14 protein-coding genes and 2 pseudogenes are annotated in these 19,205 nt (G+C 55.7%); 5 read left to right on the top strand and 11 right to left on the bottom strand.

The annotated features are described in order from the left end of the window. Positions 1-98 precede the first annotated feature (98 nt). Both V6582_RS26845 and V6582_RS26840 read right to left on the bottom strand, forming a co-directional pair. Positions 99-1,355, bottom strand: a complete 1,257-nt coding sequence (locus V6582_RS26845) for a cytochrome P450 (protein ID WP_060716570.1) — start codon at positions 1,353-1,355, stop codon at positions 99-101. Then, positions 1,352-2,167, bottom strand: coding sequence for an aminotransferase class I/II-fold pyridoxal phosphate-dependent enzyme (locus V6582_RS26840; protein WP_197433943.1), 816 nt, complete (start codon positions 2,165-2,167; stop codon positions 1,352-1,354). The genes V6582_RS26845 and V6582_RS26840 overlap by 4 nt, the downstream gene beginning before the upstream one ends. Before the next feature lie 495 nt (positions 2,168-2,662). On the opposite strand from V6582_RS26840, the gene V6582_RS26835 reads away from it, so the two are divergent. The 3 genes and pseudogenes from V6582_RS26835 to V6582_RS26825 all read left to right on the top strand — a co-directional run. After that, a complete protein-coding gene (locus V6582_RS26835) occupies positions 2,663-4,561 on the top strand; it encodes a potassium transporter Kup (RefSeq protein ID WP_060716569.1) in 1,899 nt (632 codons plus the stop codon). A gap of 550 nt (positions 4,562-5,111) precedes the next feature. Beyond that, positions 5,112-5,702, top strand: a complete 591-nt coding sequence (locus tag V6582_RS26830) for an AcvB/VirJ family lysyl-phosphatidylglycerol hydrolase (protein WP_197434487.1) — start codon at positions 5,112-5,114, stop codon at positions 5,700-5,702. 449 nt (positions 5,703-6,151) lie between these two features. After that, positions 6,152-6,472 (top strand): annotated as a pseudogene (locus V6582_RS26825) (transcriptional regulator TraR); the annotation flags it as partial. Between the two features lie 135 nt (positions 6,473-6,607). Here V6582_RS26825 and V6582_RS26820 read toward each other — a convergent pair. The 5 genes and pseudogenes from V6582_RS26820 to V6582_RS26800 form a co-directional block, all read right to left on the bottom strand. Continuing rightward, positions 6,608-6,757, bottom strand: a pseudogene (locus tag V6582_RS26820) (hypothetical protein); the annotation flags it as partial. Positions 6,758-7,190: 433 nt separating this feature from the next. Beyond that, positions 7,191-7,682, bottom strand: a complete 492-nt coding sequence (gene tsaA / locus V6582_RS26815) for a tRNA (N6-threonylcarbamoyladenosine(37)-N6)-methyltransferase TrmO (RefSeq protein WP_081088910.1) — start codon at positions 7,680-7,682, stop codon at positions 7,191-7,193. Between the two features lie 399 nt (positions 7,683-8,081). Continuing rightward, a complete protein-coding gene (locus V6582_RS26810; RefSeq protein WP_060716566.1) occupies positions 8,082-8,714 on the bottom strand; it encodes an HAD family hydrolase in 633 nt (210 codons plus the stop codon). A 1,816-nt stretch (positions 8,715-10,530) separates the two neighbouring features. Then, a complete protein-coding gene (locus V6582_RS26805; RefSeq protein ID WP_032489116.1) occupies positions 10,531-11,139 on the bottom strand; it encodes a hypothetical protein in 609 nt (202 codons plus the stop codon). An 843-nt stretch (positions 11,140-11,982) separates the two neighbouring features. Beyond that, a complete protein-coding gene (locus tag V6582_RS26800; RefSeq protein ID WP_060716563.1) occupies positions 11,983-12,291 on the bottom strand; it encodes a transcriptional repressor TraM in 309 nt (102 codons plus the stop codon). Between the two features lie 558 nt (positions 12,292-12,849). Between V6582_RS26800 and V6582_RS26795 the strand changes: the two genes are divergently transcribed. Continuing rightward, complete coding sequence (locus tag V6582_RS26795) at positions 12,850-13,104, top strand: antitoxin (protein ID WP_060716562.1); 255 nt, start codon at positions 12,850-12,852, stop codon at positions 13,102-13,104. Then, positions 13,101-13,424: a type II toxin-antitoxin system RelE/ParE family toxin gene (locus V6582_RS26790; RefSeq protein WP_070150045.1), complete on the top strand. Its 324-nt coding sequence runs from the start codon at positions 13,101-13,103 to the stop codon at positions 13,422-13,424. Before V6582_RS26795 ends, V6582_RS26790 begins: the two co-directional genes overlap by 4 nt. A gap of 15 nt (positions 13,425-13,439) precedes the next feature. Here V6582_RS26790 and V6582_RS26785 read toward each other — a convergent pair whose 3' ends face one another. The 4 genes from V6582_RS26785 to traA are packed head-to-tail and all read right to left on the bottom strand — an operon-like array spanning position 13,440 to position 19,101. Further along, a complete protein-coding gene (locus tag V6582_RS26785) occupies positions 13,440-14,072 on the bottom strand; it encodes a TraH family protein (protein ID WP_070150044.1) in 633 nt (210 codons plus the stop codon). A 13-nt stretch (positions 14,073-14,085) separates the two neighbouring features. Beyond that, positions 14,086-15,255, bottom strand: coding sequence for a conjugal transfer protein TraB (locus V6582_RS26780; RefSeq protein WP_070150048.1), 1,170 nt, complete (start codon positions 15,253-15,255; stop codon positions 14,086-14,088). A gap of 16 nt (positions 15,256-15,271) precedes the next feature. Further along, positions 15,272-15,802, bottom strand: coding sequence for a conjugative transfer signal peptidase TraF (gene traF, locus V6582_RS26775; protein WP_070150043.1), 531 nt, complete (start codon positions 15,800-15,802; stop codon positions 15,272-15,274). Continuing rightward, on the bottom strand, positions 15,799-19,101 hold the full coding sequence (gene traA, locus V6582_RS26770; RefSeq protein WP_337737928.1) for a Ti-type conjugative transfer relaxase TraA: 3,303 nt from the start codon (positions 19,099-19,101) through the stop codon (positions 15,799-15,801). The genes traF and traA overlap by 4 nt, the downstream gene beginning before the upstream one ends. Positions 19,102-19,205 lie beyond the last annotated feature (104 nt).

The following is a 19,205-nucleotide window of genomic DNA, read 5'->3' as shown; positions in this document are numbered from 1 at the left end:
CAAGCAGAAACCAAGCTGTCCATGCGAGACTATAGGCGGCGGCGCTTAGATGCTGTCTTCCTCACCTCCACGACGATCGGCGCCACGAGGCCCCGGTTTCAATTCTCCCCCCTGATGCAAACTCTCATTTCCGCAATTCGACGCACCCCTCCATGACCATGTAACGTCGGCCACGCCCCTTCGATAGAGAGAGCGGGAGCATGTCTGAGTATTGTTGCAAGTCCCTCCTGCAACTCTAAACGAGCCAGCGCTTCGCCAAGACATCGATGTGCACCCGCACCAAAAACCATATGCCAGCGCATCTGCTTGCGGTGGATATCAAAAAGTTCAGGGTGTAGGTAGTGTTTCTCGTCTCGTAGCGCAGACATCGTGCAAAGCGCGAGAAGACTACCTTTTGGTAGCAGGAACCCATTAAGGTCAATATCTGCGAGTGCGATCCTTGGGTAAGATCCGACTGGTGGCTCGAAACGCAATCCCTCCTCGACGGCAGCGGGCACAAGAGTCTCATCCTTCAATAGGGCTTCCCATGCCTGTCGGTGTCGCAAAAGCAAGCCGATCAATGCAGTAATGCCGGTTTTGGTTGTGTCACTTCCAGCCAAGATAATCAGCATCAGTTGCACGACCCCTTCATCGGATGAGAGATCTTCTGCTTCTCGCGTGGCATTTATGAACGATGAAAGGAAATCATCGCGCGGATCGTTTCGACGATCATCAATCACCGCCTGCACATAGTTTTTAAACTCTGCTGCTGAAGCCTCCATGTCTGAAAAATCTGCGTCTCGCCATGAAGGGCTCAGGCAGCGGGAAACCCGATAGACAAGCTGTGTAAAATAAGGAACGTCGCCTGGCGGAAGACCTAGCACGCTTGCTATAGCAGCGGCTGGGAGCTTAGAAGCATATTCTTCGACGAAGTTGAAGGAACCAACCTCTTTCAAATCTTGAAAAAGGATCTCGGTCAGTTGCCTTATTTTCGGACGCAGGTTTTCAATCATGCGAAATGCGAAAGTCCGGGTAAAAGGAGAGCGACGCCTGCTGTGGGTTTTATCATTTGAGAAAAGCATGCTGAAGCGAACGAAGTCGAAAACTGCTCCTTCTTTGACGCCACGATTGAGCATCAACTCCGTCTCTATCTGACGGGTGCGCGGATCGCTGCTCAAGCCAAATACATCGTCAGCCCTCAAAACAAGATATACGCCGTCCTGCCTACGAAGGAAGGGGCGCTTTGGCCGCCACTCGGTGAAAATAGCGTGGCCACAGCGATCCAAGTCTGAGACACTAACATTGTCCGGGTCGAGGAAGGCAGCTCTGATTGATCCGGCTTCTTCCGACGCTTCTTGAGGGACTTCGACACTCATAGCAACCTCCAGATGATATAGTCTTTGGCAAAATTCGAGCAGAAGCGCTGGATGCGGCGACAGGCCTGCTCGAGAGGATCTTTAGTCGCAGAAGCCTTGGAGGCGCCGTTCATCGTCAGCGTGGAGTTGTAAAGCTTGGGCTCGTCTTCGACGGGCGTGATGAACTTGAAGTCGCCATAGGTTAGTGCTCGTACATGTCGTCGGTCAGAATCCAAACATGCCGGATGCCTGACGAGCACTTGGGTCAGTGCCTTCATCTCGTCATGAGCATAGGCGGCACCCGTCGTGTTGGAAGGCAAGTGAAAGATGAACCACTTGGTCTTCGGCGTGATCGCCTTTTCGAGATCGGCGGCTTGGATCTTGAAGTTGTTCTCGTGCGTGACCGAAACGAAAGCCAGCATACCGGCGCAAAGCGTCACCATCTTCGGATAGGAAACCCAGTAAGACGCCGAGATGGCGACTTCCTCGCCGAGGTTCGGCGTCGCCATGAAGGCGTCGAACAGGAAGTGGTTGCCGCCGGTGACAACAATCACCTGCCTCCAGGAATATTCGAAGCCGTGCTCGCGCTTGAACTTGGCGGCGATCGCCTTGCGCAGCCCAGGACTGCTGGAAACCGGTGTATACTTCGTCTCGCCGAGGTTGATCGCGTCGATGGCTGCCTTTTTGATGTTGTCGGCTGTATCTAAATCTGGCCCGCCGATCTTAAGGCGGACGAAGTCCCTATGCTCAACTTTAAGCTCACGAAATCTCTGCGACATGACGTTGGTGGCAGAAGGCTTTACGCTGGAGAGAGCATCGGCTCGTACGAACATGGCGGTCAATCCAAGCATTTCAAAAGGAAGCCTTCAGCCGTCTTCTATCTTAAACGTACTGCGGACTTCAATTGACTGGTGGTCGCTTGTTACAAACGAAACCAAATTTCGCTCCCTCGGCAAAATGCATGATCTTTGTCGATCGAAGGCGTATTGGCTGGCGGGTCGAGCGTGCTGCTTTGTCTTCGATCAAGATTGTCAAATAAGGAATATCTGGCTATTGCCGAGAATCTGCCGCTTTAGGATTCCGAAGAGCCCCCTCAAGTCAGCAATTCGGCCGACACATCTGCTACTTCTTATGCATTACAGATGAAGTTCGATTCAACTTTCCTTGTATTTTGACTTTGTGAGATAAGGCCTCAACGAACGCTCGCATCAGCGAGGAAAACAGCGCCGCGTCAATGATCGCCCGCCTCTACGAACGCCTTTTTTGCGTTAGGCGATCTAAACAATGTGGGAAAAAGAGGCTGGCTCTAAGGAGCCTGTTGCAACTTCATGTCCGAAGAGAGCCATCTGAACGAACGCCACATGACGCCGCGAAAGCGGTTCTGTCTTGCGCTGGGTTCTGTCGGTGTCGTCTACGGCGATATCGGCACCAGCCCGCTCTATGCCTTTCGCGAAGCGCTGAAGCCGGTGGTCCATGACGGCGCCACCCGTTTCGAGATCATCAGCCTGATCTCGCTGATGATTTGGGCGCTGACGATCATCGTCACCATCAAATATGTGCTCTTCCTGCTGCGCGCGGACAACGACGGCGAGGGCGGCACGCTGTCGCTACTTGCCCTGCTGATGAAGACCGCCAACGGCCATACCGCCATCCTGATGCTGCTCGGCCTGATCGGTGCCTCCCTCTTCCTCGGGGATGCGATGATCACCCCGGCTCTATCCGTGTTGTCGGCCGTCGAGGGTCTGAAGCTCGTCGCACCCCGCCTCGCGGGCTATATCGTGCCGATCTCGGTGGTGATCCTGGCGCTGCTCTTCGTCGTGCAATCACGTGGCACCGGCGCCGTCGCGAAGTTCTTCGGCCCGATCACCGCCATCTGGTTCCTCGTCACGGCCGCTGCCGGCATTTCTCATATCTCGGACGACTACGGCATTCTGGCCGCCTTCAATCCCTATTATGCCGTCAGCTTCCTGCTGCATGAGGGCTTCGATGGCGTCGTCGTGCTCGGCGCCGTGTTCCTGACGGTGACGGGCGCGGAAGCGCTCTATGCCGATCTTGGCCATTTCGGCCGTCGTCCGATTCAGTGGGCCTGGTTCCTGCTGGTTTTCCCGTCGCTGACGCTGAATTATCTCGGGCAGGGCGCGCTCGTTCTCGGCAATCCGGGGACGATGTCCGACCCCTTCTATCTGATGTATCCGAAATGGGCGCTGCTGCCTGTCGTCATCCTGGCGACCGCCGCGACGATCATCGCCAGCCAGGCTGTCATCACCGGCGCCTTCTCGATGGTGCGCCAGGGCATCAACCTCGGCTTCCTGCCGCGCATGGAAATCCTGTTCACCTCGGAAACCAATGCCGGGCAGATCTTCGTGCCTTCGGTCAATGCCGTGCTGTTCATCGGCGTCATCTTCCTGGTTCTGAGTTTCAAGACATCGGACGCACTGGCGACCGCCTACGGCATCTCCGTCACCGGCGCCATGGTCGTCACCTCGATCATGGCCTTCGAATTCGTCCGCGCCCGCTGGAACTGGTCGCTCCCGGTTGCGGTGATCGCGCTCGTGCCACTGGTAGTGCTCGAAATGATCTTCCTCGGCGCCAACCTTTTGAAGATCCACGACGGCGGCTATATCCCGATCATGATCGCCACCGCCTTTACCGTCGTCATGTGGACCTGGCGTCGCGGCACGGCGATCCTGATGGAAAAGACCCGCCACGCCGATATTCCGCTTGCCTCCTTCCTTAGCTCGATCGAGCGCAAGGGTGAACATTCGCCGGCCCAGGTTACGGGCACCGCGATCTTCCTGACCGGCGATCCGGAGTCCGCCCCCGCCGCCTTGCTGCACAATCTCAAGCACAACCACGTGCTTCACGACCGCAACGTCATCCTGACGATCCGCACGATCAGCAAACCGCGTGTACCGAGCCACGCCCGTTACAAGATAGAACAGATTTCCGAGCGTTTCTCTCGCGTCGAACTGCTCTTCGGCTTCATGGAACCGCATAATGTGTCTCAAGCCCTGGCGACGTTGCGCAAGGCCGGATTGAAGTTCGACATCATGTCGACCTCCTTCTATCTCGGTCGCCGTAAGCTCCTGCCGGATGCCAAGTCGGGTATGCCCTACTGGCAGGACCGACTTTACATCGTACTTGCAAATGCTGCCGCAATGCCGTCAGATTATTTCAGCCTGCCAGCCAACCGCGTGGTCGAACTGGGATCGCAAGTCATTGTTTGAGATCTGCCCCAGTTATGCCGATGTGGACGCCAAGGAGAGTTGAGTATTTTTCGGCGTCCGCCCGCATGGCTTTTGAGGTGGGGCAAAGGCCAGAGGCGCGATGAGGACTTTGGAGCAGACATGCTTCGGAAGCAATTCGGCGTTCTGGCGGAGAGCCCGCGCCAAAACATTGATATAGACGGAAATTTTCATTCGTCCCCAGCCAGCCAGAGGCTTCACCTTGTTGATCACCAAAGATTTGGCAGTGGCGCCGTCCTTTGATGAGCCACCTGGCCGCGAGTTTAATCCATCGCTGGTAAGATTATCTGCCTCTGTTTCATCTGTAACAACTCACAACACAGCCGACATCAACTTGAAACAGCAGTTGGAAATTATCCATATCCGACACGCAGGTTAACAACTGACGCAGGGTCTCGACATGGTAATAAAGTTGTTATTGGTATTCGCGTTAACACTTATTCCCGGAGTAAATTCCGCATACGCAAACCAACGCGTCAACCATGTCATGTGGTCGAATAGAGGCGCAAATCGACTAGGGATTCCTCTTCGCGTGTTTAGCGCCAATCCAACCAAGAACACGGTCGCGATCTTTTACTCTGGCGATGCTGGATGGCAGAATATCGACGAAGAGATTGCTAACTATCTGCAGACGGAAGGGATTCCCGTCGTTGGCGTCAATTCACTCCGTTATTTTTGGTCCGAACGGTCTCCAAGCGGAACTGCGGCAGATCTTGGACATTTAATTGATGTCTACACCAAGCTTTTCGGCGTGCAGAATGTTTTACTTGTAGGATATTCCTTCGGCGCTGACGTCATGCCAGCAAGCTTCAATCGGCTTACCCACGAGCAAAGAATGCAGGTTAAGCAAATCTCCCTCCTGGCATTGTCACATCAGGTCGACTATGTCGTTTCACTCAGGGGCTGGCTTCAACTCGAAACCGAAGGTAAAGGCGGCAATCCTCTGAATGACCTCACATCGATTGACCCAACAATCGTCCAATGCATGTACGGGCGCGATGACCGCAATAATGCTTGCCCATCGCTCCGGCAGACCGGCGCCGAAGTTATTGGCTTTAGTGGGGGCATCATTTTGATAATGATTTCAATGGATTGTCTAAGCGCATCGTCTCAGGCCTCGTGACACGCCTAAGACATTAATAACGTTTAGAGTGCTTAGCTTCGCCCTTATTTAATGGTTTTTCCAATTCGGCAGTATTTTGATTCACTCATGGCGGGAGAAATTGGCATGAATGATTTGTTTTGTTGACCCCTTCACACTTCAGCCAGATCCAGCTGTTTTTGCCGATTGCTCGCGGCGTCGAGCGCGTGGATGGTCTGAGGGTGAGAGGTTGCATGGGCACGTTCACATCGCCCCTCCCCCCAACAGAAATTTGAGCGGTTCCGAACGCCGCTCGATGTTCATTTGATGAAGGAGATCATCGCTCCAGGGAGCAGTCGAGGTCGCCACCGCGAAATGTGCAGAAGCGAGCTTTTCTGCTCATGGGTGTCCGCGCCGACGGAGGCAGCGCTGGTCATGCCATGGTGCGGGACCTACGCCATGAGTCCGCATCTGGCCGAGCGGTCGCGGGCATACTGGCATCGGAGAAGCCCGCGATCGATCTCGATCGTGAGATCGATGCAGTTGCAGTAGCGGCGACCATTGGACAGATCCATGCCCGTATTTCATCCCTTCGCACCACGCCCAGTGCGGAAGGTGCCGTATGGCTCGATCCGAAGGATAGCGACCTATCTGAGATGGATTGCCTTGGGCAAGACGATGGAAGAAATCGCTGACGTGGAAGGCGCCAAATACAACAGCGTCCGCGTCAAGCTTCGCGAAACCATGAAGCGCTTCGACGTCTGCCCAACGCGCATCTTACCGCGCTGGCAATCCGACGAAAACTCATTTGAGGGTTAAAGCAAATCCGGCAGTTAACGCATCAATCGTGCTGTGACGGGGCGAACCCAATACGCGTAGGTTGTCCAGTTACTTCTCGACAAGGTGCGTCCGCGGGACGTCACATAGAAGGAGGGGCCGTGGCCGCACTCGCGCGGCAGATGTTCAGAAAATGGTTTGCGTGATGGGCGTTTGCGCTCGAACGCTTTGAGGGCTGAGGATTTGGCTGCACTTTCAGCCGCAAGTTCGTCTTCATTCGGGTCTGCCGCGAGTTGCAGTTCCATCTGCTCAAGGGGCCGTAGAGTTCACGGCGAACGTTGTCGATCCCCAGCATCCCCTTAACCGCCTAACAGCACAGTTCCGATCGAAAACGAACAATTTGAGCACACTTTGGAAGGAAACGCCGCTCCGGTACTTTCAGCAAAACGTTTATATCGCATTAATTGCTCAGTGGGCTCTTAAGTCCAGTCTTAACAGCTCAAACTCACGGGATAAATGGAATGTCGCGACTACTCGCCTCGGAGAAATCCTGGAGCCCATGCCGCAAGTTCATCAATTCGATTGAACGCGTTTGCAGCAGCAGCCACTTCTGCAATGATGGTGGAATTGGCAAAAGGTGTGCTTCCGTCGCTGCGCTGCTCGTCCGAAACCTCGCGAAAACCTAGTTCACCGTAAATGCCTATCTCGACCCGCGGCTTTCTCTGCGGAACGAAGGGTGGTGCATCATGCCAGTCAGGCGGCCGGAACCGAGGGACTTTTCCTCACTGGGGCTAGCGGCTTTGATAACGAGCGATCCGGTTTGATATCCAACAGCGGTGTTTCATCCAGGCAGTCAAGGCCACGTACGGCAATCGAGTTTCCAGATACTCGTTCCACCTTCACGATCGACGTTCCGATCGGATTGGGCCTCACAGGTGATCGCAGAGAGAAAGCGCCGTGAATCTCTCCATCGTCAGCGGGACTTAGTAGGACAATATCGCGCGGTGACTCGTGCAGCCAATAAAGAACTTCAAGCTTCGCATACACCTCGACACCCTTCAGCGCCAAGGCCCAAGGTTCCGAAATCTCAAGCGTGCATAGTGGCCCCGATTCACTGCCCTGCCGAGGAGTGTCAGCTCGACTTTTCCAGGGGGTCCGGATCTTTCCAACAAAGAAAAGCGATGCGTCACCGTCTTCGGGTAGCGCGACCGCAACTTCATTTGTTCGCAATCTGGTTGAGTGCATAACAGCTCCTGCCAAGTTTAGTGAGCCAACAGATTTCGCTTCGCTCCCAAATCTTGTAAGAGGTGAGTTAACCGGTCATTTCAGGTTCGCCGTATTTCATTTCAATTGTAATATGCTTCTGCCGACGCAGGCTGCGCGGCTTTGCGGTACTCAAACCGCCCCGCTCACCAATGATGACCCCAGATAATCCCGTCTAGCGCAATCGAACGGATGCCGTGACTGCCGTTCCAAGGCGATCACTCCGTTGGCTTAAAAGATGCGCGGTACCGCCGATGAGGGGGACGTTGAACGACTGCTGGCAAATCTGACGACATCTGCTTTCAGCCCGAAGCCCCGACATGTGAAGTAATTTCAATGTAAATATAACAGCATTAGCACTGCAAGAGTTGTTCTTCTTCTCTATAGAGGTTTCAAGTCTATTAAATCCTCAATATCTTCGAGAATGTGAGTGGGATTGCTGCAGGCCAAAGCCTCTCTCTTGGCATAACCCCACGTAACTCCCGCGGAGGCAATGTTTTGACTCGTCGCTGCCTCAATATCACGAACCTCATCTCCGACAAGAAGGACTTCATTCCGGGACTTTTTGCACCGGCGAAGTATCTTATTGATCCTTTTGCCCTTCCCAAATACCGGCGAGCTACCCTCTATATAAGCAAAGTATCTCTCCAATGGCCCGAGCACGCGCTGAATATTTTCAATGCTGTTCGAACTTAAGATTGCAAGCTCCACCCCTTGATCTTGGAGGAGAAATAAGACCTTTTCTGTCCTAGGGAACATATCGAACGTTGCTTCGCGAGCCAGTTTACGCAAATCTCTCACGATCAGAGGAACGCGCCATACCGGTACTCTCAGCCATTTCAAAACCTGGCAAACTGAAAGGCCACGCAGATATTCAATCTGAGTGTCGCTGGGCGTTACAAATCGGTGTCGTTCGGACATTTCCCTCAGAGCGCTTATCATCCAGGCGCTGCTGTCGGCCAATGTACCATCAAAATCAAATATTATTAGCCTATAAGCGTCACTTTTAGCCATACATACTTTCCATATTTGTATATACGCACAATTGTCATTATATATATCATGTTAATACGATATCTATATTTAGATAATGCTGTATCAATACAGGTTTACAAAACACATCTCTTCAGTATACCGATTTTGTAACAATATATTCAGGGATATTCGAATTGTCCCTGTTGGCCGCGATCTCGCTTCAGGACTATCATTCCCTGAATGCTGGTTAAACAGAAACTGTGTTTCAGCAGTAACGCCCGCGATCGGTTTGCTGCTGGGGGATACTGGGGAGCGACGTCGTTCGTTATACAACGCTACCGAATTCAATCACATGGCTAAGAAGTATCTGGTGATCCACGCACACCACCTCGTGACGGCGAGCTAAGTTAAAGACAGAATTTGCAGCAGCTCGACCATGAAATCGAGCACGCCATCTTTCGCCCTCCCATGCGAACTCGAGGCGACACGGGAGATCGATACCTTCACGAACGTCTGGAACACCGGCGATCTATGTCGCCTTGCTTTTTGTTTCTGCCGGAACCTGCCACAAAAACTTCAGTGTTTCAGTTGAAACCCGGTTTTTTCCAACATGGATTGCTAGGACAGCTCAATGCACCAATATGCCGTCCCAGAAAGAGGGCCAAGCATTGATGTGTAGATTTCTTGAATCAGCAAAAAACATGTTGATGAGACCGTGGCGCGTGTCGGTTAGACGGGAAAAGCCGTCGAATTCATCTTCGTGCACAATTGTCTATATCTGTGAGTCAGAGCTGCAGGTAAGAGATTGCGTGCAATTATGCATTGATCGGAAAGTCGACTATTTGATAGTCGACGAATTTAGCCACCATCGTTTTGATAGACATTCTGTTGTTGTCCGCAAGTATCGCGAGCTTTGCCTTGAGGTCGAATTTGCTGACTGTCTTGTTATTGTCCGTGACTTTTATGACAATGGAGTTGGCGTCCGAGGCGGCTGATTAGATGCATCTACAGATTGCGTTCGGTACAGCAGAGATCGATCATCATATAGAGCGAAGTCTCCGCCGTCTCAGCTCTTGCGCTGGTACGATGGCCACGAGAACCGGCGGAAGTCAAATATGCCCGTCATCAGGTCCGCCACCGCCAGTGCGCATCTCGCACGGAATGTAGGGCAAAGTCGAACATATATGCGATCGATATAAGCCTCTCATCCTGTTTGATTCGCGCACCGCCGGCCATTTTCATCTCCAACATTACTCCATCATGACGGTGCTTCTCGCATGGAAATACCAGGCGAGCGCTTCAGATTGTTCGGATGGCTGGGATGTTCGGCCAACCTGTTGCTGCTGTCATGGGCACCGGAGACGGCAATGCAGTTCATGCAGGCCTCGTCTTCTACCAAGGCAGCGACAGGGTTAGCGTTGTGTTTTGACCCTCCTCGCCTAATTCGCCTGCGATTACGGACCTGGCAAATCGCCGGCGGGCATGGCGGTGAATTTCCTCTATCTCGTCGCTCCCTGGCAACGCTGTTTGGCTTCGCTTCTCTCAGCGATAGTCCATCCATCTACACCATCCTCGGCGGCGCGATGGCAGTGCTAGGGACAATCATCGTCGCCCATTGGGAAAGATTTCATAACGGGCTCCACAAAATTACACATTGCCTTGGCCACGCCGGAAGAGCGGGCGCCGCATTGTCTGTGGCTCCATCTCCCCGTGATTTACTCAGACGCACGAAAGGTCGCGAGCACCAAGTCGCAAAACCTGGCCCCCATCAGATCAGGCCGCGTGTACCCAACCCGCCAGTCTTAAGAAGAGTGCGAGCAGGTCCTTCTAGGCGCGCGTCGAAGAGCGCATATAGTCATAGACCGCGCGTTCCTCGAGGCCTTTCCACCGACATCAATTCCGCTCGCGCATTGTCGTGGGCCTCTTTGATCGATCTGGCGATAGGCCGAACTTTTGCCATCACCTCGGTAGCGGAGATCTCATTAAACATAATGGGTTCCGCAACATTGAAGACCAAATCAGGAATATTCTCAATTTTACGGTTCAGGTCGTTCCCTGACAAACTCTCTCCTGGTTGGCCGTCGTGATGGGTATACGCTACGCCTAAGACTGGGCGAATTGCGACTTCATTTTGCATTTGCAATAGTTGCGCTTCACTTAGTTGTTCTCCATCCGGCAGTGTTGCTGCCTGCCGCACGGCATGACACAACAGTTTCGCCTGTGGCGCCAGGATCTTAAGGCGTGACGAGAATTTTTCTAAAGGTTCCGTTCGAACCACGTCCCTTGTCGAGCGATGGGATTTGCTAAAATTAGCTATATTCTCCGCGGACTCAACTGGATTGTCAGTCGCTAGACGTTTGGCAACTTCCGTCAGCACAAGGTCTGGCAGATCAAGCAATTCTGTTTTGTGGGGTACCTGTGCATCGTCGTTCCCAGATGCATCATGCAAACTCGAATTTCTCATGATATCGCTCCTTTGTTCATCAAAGGATAATATGCTACTCGGGTGGAGACGATTAAGAATTTTTCTGTTTCATTTGTAGTTTTACGGCACAATTGATCAGCTTCGGCATCATCAAAGCGTTGGTCTGGCCATCTTCCGACGCAGCTAAGAAAAAGATTACTGTTTTTGAATACTGAAGAGAAAAACTTATAAATTTAAGAGCAATCTGCGGTAGTCTGTCCGCTCTCTTTCTCCTGCGGTCAGTACTGAACAAACTGTTTGAAGATTAAGACATCAAGTTGTCGTCAACTGTCGTTTCTGTCATTCGCGCTTAGAGCCTTCAACGTTTAAGCAGACCTCCCCGTCGTCCCAGTCAGCACCGATGACACCTAGCAAAATGCCTTGTTGGTAGCGGCCACCGATAGGCAAACCAGCGAGGAGCGCTGGAAGGGTCGCTGTCAATCGGCCCTTTGATTGCGACTTAGTCAAGTCTGTTCTGTCCGTGCCGGGGTCATGGCCCTTTACTTTTACGAGAGTTCGGATGCCGCCCGTGAGGCAGTTTACCGGTTTAAGCGCGAGGCGGCCGAGTATCCTGAACATGTGTGGAAACCGGTTATCTCGTGAAAATTCAGATCCGCGCAATTTCGCCGAACGTGGCGCTTGTGTTACTAAATGAAGACATCTCGACGCTCATCAAAAGCTTCGAAATCATTGAAATGATCGACGACACAGAATAAGCTTGCTCCCGCCGGGGAGCACAATGGGCAACGCCACCACTAGATCGCGCAGCTTAAGCACGGAAACCAAACTATACAGCCATATCCGCCATCACACGATGATGTCGGCGCCTGACTTTTACCGCTGTCAGTTAACGACGACCTTGGGAATGAAGCCAAGAATACTGATCAGCGTGTTCAGGGCGCTCATCTGCGCATGCATTTCGATGCTCGCTTCAATGTATCGAATATGCTGTGGGCCGCCAGCTTCTTTTCCGGTTTTGTAAGTCTCCGGGAGAGCCTGGAAGAGTTCATCGGCTTTTTCCACCAACTGCCGGTGTGTCCGGATAGCATCGATCGTGATTGCTTCCAGGTCCGCCGGAGGTAGTCCACGCGTCAGCCCGATCAATGGGCGGAGCTCGACCCTATTCGTCACGATTGCATCTTCCAGTTCCATTCCTGACCTAACCCTGGTTAGTCTGCGGTACGCCCCCGCAAACGTTGAACCCTTTGAACCCTTGCCCGGGGGTTAGAATCCGAGATGAATCGGCCCTGCGACCTTTAGCCGGAGCCTGGACATACGTCACAGGCCCCCGGACACAAGGTCAGAGGGTTCCTGGCGCCATTCCGGTCAGCGCCAACCGTTCATCTGCGGATTCTAAGCCGCAACGCAGCACGTACTGCGTGCCCTCTTATAAGAAACATTCCAGAATGACGCCAGTGTCGATCGAAATCACCGCGGTGCAAATCTTCACATCCTGTCCTCGGCCAAAGATATTCAACACCATACAACGCCATCATGGGACAAACTTGTTCCAGCTTTACGACAAGTGGTGGAAATTCCTTCTCATGTGAGGCTGGCATCGCCTGCAGTTTGGCGAAACACACTATGTGGCCGGACCCAGCCGTAATGTACGCACTTTTCCGCTGCATGCGCCTCCCGAGAACAGCCCAATTGGCCAGATGCCAACATTTGTGCTAATGTGGGTTTGTAACTATCTCTGGAGTTTGTTGTATGAGCCGACTGACAATCGATATTACCGACCAGCAGCATCAAAATCTGAAGGCGACTGCCGCTTTACAGGGAAAGACGATCAAGCAATATGCGCTCGAACGCCTGTTTCCCGGGGACGCGGATGGTGAAGTGGCATGGCAGCAGTTGAAATCGCTGCTGAGCGATCGCATCGGTGAAAGTCTGGCGGGAAAAGTGTCCACCCGTAGCGTAAGCGAGGTTCTTGACGAGGAACTGGCTAAGGATAGCCGCGGTTGACCACAACCTATGTTCTGGCGAATGGCGCGGAAACCGACCTGCGCGAAATCATTCGCTACACGCGCAAACAATGGAGCGATGCGCAGGTTCGCCGCTACATTACCAGGCTGGAGCAAGGTTTTTCCCGGCTCGCCTCGGGGCAGCCACCTTTCAGAGACGTGGGCGAGCTTTATCCGACGCTACGCATGGCCCATTGCGAGCACCACTATGTCTTCTGCCTGCCGCGCGACAACGAGCCCGCGCTGATTGTCGGCATTTTCCATGAGCGCATGGACCTGATGACGAGGTTGAGCGAAAGGCTGGGTGTGACCAACACGTAAGGTCCCGGCCCAGTCCTACGGTTTGCGAGCGCCGATCCCCGACAGATCGATGCGAATGCCGGCACTGTTCGGATCGGACGGAGCATCGTCCTTTTTCGCACGTTCGGCGTTGCCACTGGCCGGAGCCTCATCGATGATCGGTTCAATTTCGCCCCTTTCCACAGATTCTGGATCGACGAGTTTCATCTTACCGGGATCCTCCGCCCGAAACACTGCCATCCCCTCAAAGTATCCTGTCTGCCAGGCGATGATCGCATCATCTAACACTTGCGGCAGGACATCCTTGGCCGTTGGATTTCCATACGATTTGGTCACGATCCGATAGACCTTGGCGAAGAGTGCCGTGCCCATACGCATGTTCTCGCAAGCATCGACCAGGTCCGGCTTCATCTGGCCCGCCTCCACAATGCCGAGCCCGGCGGGATATTGTGTGATCCCGACGCGAACGGTATTGCGACCGAGGTTGTCTCGGATCAGAGCCAACGCCTCCTCCGCCGTCTTCGGCCCGGCCACCAGTACGACGCGGTTTCCAGAGCGAACTGTGACTGCGAGCGGGTCCGGTGCCCCTGCCCGCTCGATGAACTGTTCGACGATCGCCGGCTTCAGGCCGGGATCGCTGCATTCCTTGATGAGGGCGGCATCGACCATCGCGAATATCTCCTTATGTGTTGAACGCCGTGACGACGGGCAGTCCGAAGAGTTTTGCCCAGGCGGTCACGCTCGCGTTCTGAATGGCGACGATCGAGGTTCCCTCGGTCCACCATCCGTTGCCCGGGGCAATGATTGCGCTGGGGGAATGCAGCATCGACTGCAGGACCGGCCAGAGGAGGAGCTGCTCGTAGCAGATCAGCGCGGCGAGCTTCTGGCCGTCGCTTTGCACAACTGGATTGCCGAAGAGGTTGGCGCGAGCTCCACCGCCCTGCCCGGTCCATGCCCGCCATGGCTGCCACATGGACACCGGGACCGGCATGCGTTCGCGGTAGAGAATTCGTGCTTCGTCAGCCGAACCCGCCACCATGACATTGTCGTAGCCGCCCGGATCGATGACGGCCGCGCCGGCTATTACAGTGAGCTCCGAGCCTCGCAAGCCTTGGCTCCAGAGCTTTGCCACGGTCGGTGTCCAGAAACCGAGTGCACTTTCGGGAAGAACGATGAACCGGGTTTTCACTGATGCCGCCGCGCGCACCGTTGCGATCAGGTCACGGTGATAGTCAAGCGAACCGTCTCGTCCGAGTTTCTCACCCTGTTCGAGGTCGACGCCCTTCCATCCCTCGGGTATATCAGGTGATGTCCACGTAGCGGCGGACCAGAGCCAGAATCCTCCCAGGACGATGGCGGCAGCCGGCCAATATCGCGATGTCATCATCGCGAGGCCGGCTGTCATCGCGACCAGCCCCCACCATCCCCATCCCGAAAAGAGCACGCCGGTTGCCGTCAGTGGATGTGCCCAGCCGGTGATGCCGAGGGGCGGCAATCCCATCAGCATCGCCGCCGCCAGATAGCGCGCCGCCATTGCCATTCCCGTTCGACCTGCTCCCGGAGACTTCCCTTCCGGTTGCCCTTTCCAGAGTGCCGCATGCACACCGGCAAAGGAGAGCGAAGCGGCCACCCAAAGCAGAAGGCCGGGCCAGAGATCGGCGGCATAGAAGTTGGCGACGCCCTGCGGCAGCCCTCGCGAGGCAGCGAGAAAATATCCCGCCGACACGAGCACCGCCGTTAGCCGCGACGGTGACATCGCCCATAGCGCCGGAAACAACACAGCAACAGGAAGGGCCAGCACATTGCCGCTCCAGGCAATCCATCCGCAGGCGATAGATACGGCGATAAGCAGGCAAGATCGCCACCAGCTATGGGTCGAAGGTGAGGACCGGCCGCGCCAGGCCGAGAAGGCCCGTATCGGGAACCGGCCCGAAGTACCGAGAGTCATAGGAGCTCGCAAAGGATGAGTGAAGAAACAGATTTTTTGGCGGCACGATGCCGCCCGTGTACGGCGTGAGCGCCCTGCCCTCGCCATCGCTCGTTCGAACGATCGATGAAGGAAGAGGCCTTCCGTCGACCGTGACATTCGCTCCAATTTCGACATGCTGTCCGGGAAGTGCCGCCACTGTCTTGATCAGCGGCGCAAAGCCACTGGGGCAGAGGCCTCGGCGAAGATAACCGCGGCGCAGCGCCTCCTCGAATGACGCTGTCGCCGGTGGGCAGATGAACACGAGATTGCCGGCCTCGACGGGGCGCTGCAGGGCGACGATACGCCAAAGCCCAAGCGGCTCGCTCGGCGTCAGGTTCAACCGATAGCCGCCCATTGATGCGATAGCCGTCAGACCGGCGATCACTCCGCCCGCGCCGGCCAGGAACAGGAATATTCCGCGGCGCGTCATTGCTTCATCACCGGAGACTGGCGCTGCGTCAGGCGCAGCTCCTCTGCCTGCTTCAGCGTCTGTGTCGTGCGCTCGTGAGCAGCAATCTGCTGCGCTGTCCGCATCACCGGCCAGGCTTCCTTCAGCTGTTCCTTTTGCGCCGGCTGCATCCCGTTGGAGAGTTTGTCGAAGAGCGTACCAGACGGTTGACGCGCGGCATTGGTGAGCAGCGTGCGTTCGCCAAAGCGTTCGGTGACGGCCTTGTTGAAGCCGTCGATCTCCAGCTTGGTCTCGCGATTGCTCAGCGCATATCCAAGAGCTGCCGGCAGATCGTTGCGGTCGATCGCGTCGCGCACACGCTCAAGCACGACGCACGCTGCGGGTGACAGTGCTGGAATGTCGATCGATACGCGCTGGCGCAGAGCCTGTTCATCGGCTTGCAGCCGCTGCGAGGCAGTTTCGCGCATCCGCAGATACTGCTCGAGATCGCGCTTCAGGGCGCGCACGTTGAGCTCGGCGATGCGGCGTGCTTCGCGATCAACCTTGCTGGCCAGAATTCCGGTCTTACCCTTCAGCGCCCCAATCGATGTCGGCTCCGCCTCCAGCTTCTGCAAGGCCTGACGAGCGCTGTCCTTGTCGGCCAGCACGGTGTCGAAGTTCATTGCCCGGAATGCGGTTTCGGGATCGGCGAAGACATAGCGGAAACGGGCCGAGACCTCCTCCCATTGCTGCTTCAGGGCAAGATCGGCGCCGAGTTTGTCGCCCACTGTGTCGGCAACAGAACCGGAGAATGTCTTGATGCCTGCGACCATGGGCGCGGCCTCCTTCATCGTTTGGGTTTTTAAGGGGTGGTGCAGACCGAGACGCTCGGCAAAGTCTGCAAGGCGCTGGCCAAGCTCGACCAATTTGGTCTTCTGGCGCAGCGTCCAGTCAAGTTGGTCGCGGACAAGTGTGCGGGCCACCTGGACGATGTTGAGGCCGCGACTTTCAGCGAACCGCAGCGCCTGCCGGTAAAGCGTGCCGCGCTCGTAATCGAGCGTGGTCTCTTTGGCGTTCCTGCGGGAGAGAACTTTGCTGAGCCCGCCGTTGAAGGCGAAGGATCGCGTCCCGTAATAGAGCTGCAAATCCTCGCGATGGCGGGTCATCGCCACATAGGTCAAATGCCGGTCCAGCGAGAGGCTTGCCAGCACCTTTACGCGGTCGACGGTAGCGCCTTGGCTTTTATGGATCGTGGTGGCGTAACCATGATCGAGATTGCTGTAGAAGCGTTGCTCGACGATGACCTGCCGGCGCTGATCACCCTCTCCGATGACAGCAACGATCCTGCTCGGTGCGGCCTCAGTGACATGAGCGATCATGCCGTTCTTGACGCCGAGCGAGGTCTCGTTCTTCAGGAAGACGATCTGGTCGCCCACGTCGAACTGGCGAATGCCGTCAGCCGTTTTAAAGACATGGCCCTCACCGACAATGCCGCGTTCAACGAGTTTTTCGCGGGCCATAATGTTCAGCATGCGAACGTCGCGGCGCAGATGCGCGAGGATCAGCGTTGTCTTCGTCTGATCGTAATCGTGGTTCCAGTCACCGATCAGCCGCTCGACCGCCTCGGCCTTGAGGCGCGTTCCCGTGATCCTGACATTGGCCTCGTAAGCGGTCAGCGCCTTTTCCACGTTGCCTCGCGCCAGATCGAGTGACGCTTTGCGCATCCAGTCCTCGCGCTGGCGATAGATTGTCTCGAGTTCGGCATAACCGATGCGGTCAACGATGGCGCGGAAGGCAGCCCCTGCCTCGATCGGCTGGAGCTGTTCGGGATCGCCGACCAGAACGATCTTGGCGCCTGCCCTGACGACGGCATCGACAAAGCCGGCCATCTGTTTTGAGGCGACCATGCCGGCCTCGTCCATGACGAAGACGGTCTTGTCATCGAGAACGTCACGGCCCCGATTCCAGCGCAGCTCCCATGATGCCAGCGTGCGGCTTTCGATGCCGGCTTCCTTCTCCAGGCCCTCGGCCGCCTTGCCGGCAAGCGCCCCACCGACAACCCGGTATCCGGCCAGTTCCCACGCCTCGCGGGCAGCCTTCATCATCGTGGTCTTGCCAGCACCGGCGCGTCCAACCACGGCCGCGATCCGGGCGGGACCGGCGATCCGCTCGATCGCCGCTTTCTGCTCTTCCGAGAGCCGCTCATGTCGCCGGAACGTTGCGTCCAGAGCAGCATCGGAGACAGCTTGACCATCCCGGTTCGACAGCCACAACGCCTGCCGCACCATCGTTGCTTCCAGCCGGATCATCGCCCGGGTCGAATAACGGGCGGGCACCTTTTCTCCGGTCGCGAACTCGATCGTGTCCCGCTGCAAACGCAAGACTTGCCGGTTCAGGATGATGCGTAACATCAGTTGCTGGAAGACACCCGGGCCATCGACATAGCGGTGCAGAACCTTGGCGACATCGCGTTCATCGAAAACGCTTTTCTCGCGGGTGATCAGATCAAGCACGATGGCTGGGTTGTTCAGAATGCGGCGGGTGTTTTCCAACCTGCGCTGTTCGTTCAGCTCGATCCGTTCGAGCTCTGGCCGAACACCCTGTTCTTTCGCCTTGCGCTCGATGGCTTTCGCCCCGACGCCAAGATGGATCGTCGGTTCGAGGTCGATACCCTGCTTCTCGTAGGAACGGCCGTCGATACGGAGATCGATGCCGCCGAGCGCCAGGTGATGGTTCAGCCGCTCGAACCATCCATCGCGTAAGGAATTGAAGTCGTCGGTCGAACCCGCCCAGAGCTCATAGAGGATTTTCCCGGACTTCGTGCGGACCGGCTGGCCGTCCTCGCCATTGACCGCCACCTTCTTCGATCCGAACCCCTCCTCGGTTAGCGGGCGCAATGTGGTCATCAGGTGGATATGCGGGTTGCCGGGATTGTCATGGTAAACCCAGTCGGCGACCATGCCCTTCGCCTGGATATGTTTTTCCACGAAATCACGGACCAGGGCGATGTTCTGCTCGGGTGTAAGCTCCAGCGGCAGTGCAATCGTCAGGTCGCGAGCCAGCTGCGCGTCGGCACGTTTTTCGAACGCCTCAACCTTGTTCCAGAAGGCCTCCGACGCACCGGAAACGAAGCGGTCTGCGATCAGCGCCCGCACCCATTTCGGAGCATCCGCAGGAAGCACAAACTCCTCATGAAGCAGCCCCTGTTTGCGGGTGTAGTCGATGGTACGGGCCTCGCGCTCGTACTCCATCTTCGCGCAGTGCCGATAGGCCGCAGACAGCACCACGCTGCGGCCACCGCCGCGGCTGACGATACTGGCTGCAAAATGGGCGATGGCCACGGCGTAAAACACTCCTGGTTCGAACCTCGTTCGTCGGAAGCGACAACCCTACGACGGCCCCGCCAGGGCCGTGGGCAAGCACGTCGCATCAGCGACGTATAATT

It is taken from the genome of Agrobacterium vitis, assembly GCF_037039395.1.
GTDB classification, from domain to species: Bacteria; Pseudomonadota; Alphaproteobacteria; order Rhizobiales; family Rhizobiaceae; genus Allorhizobium; species Allorhizobium vitis_E.
Note: the sequence above shows the minus strand (reverse complement) of the source record. Positions and strands in the feature narration are given on the sequence as shown.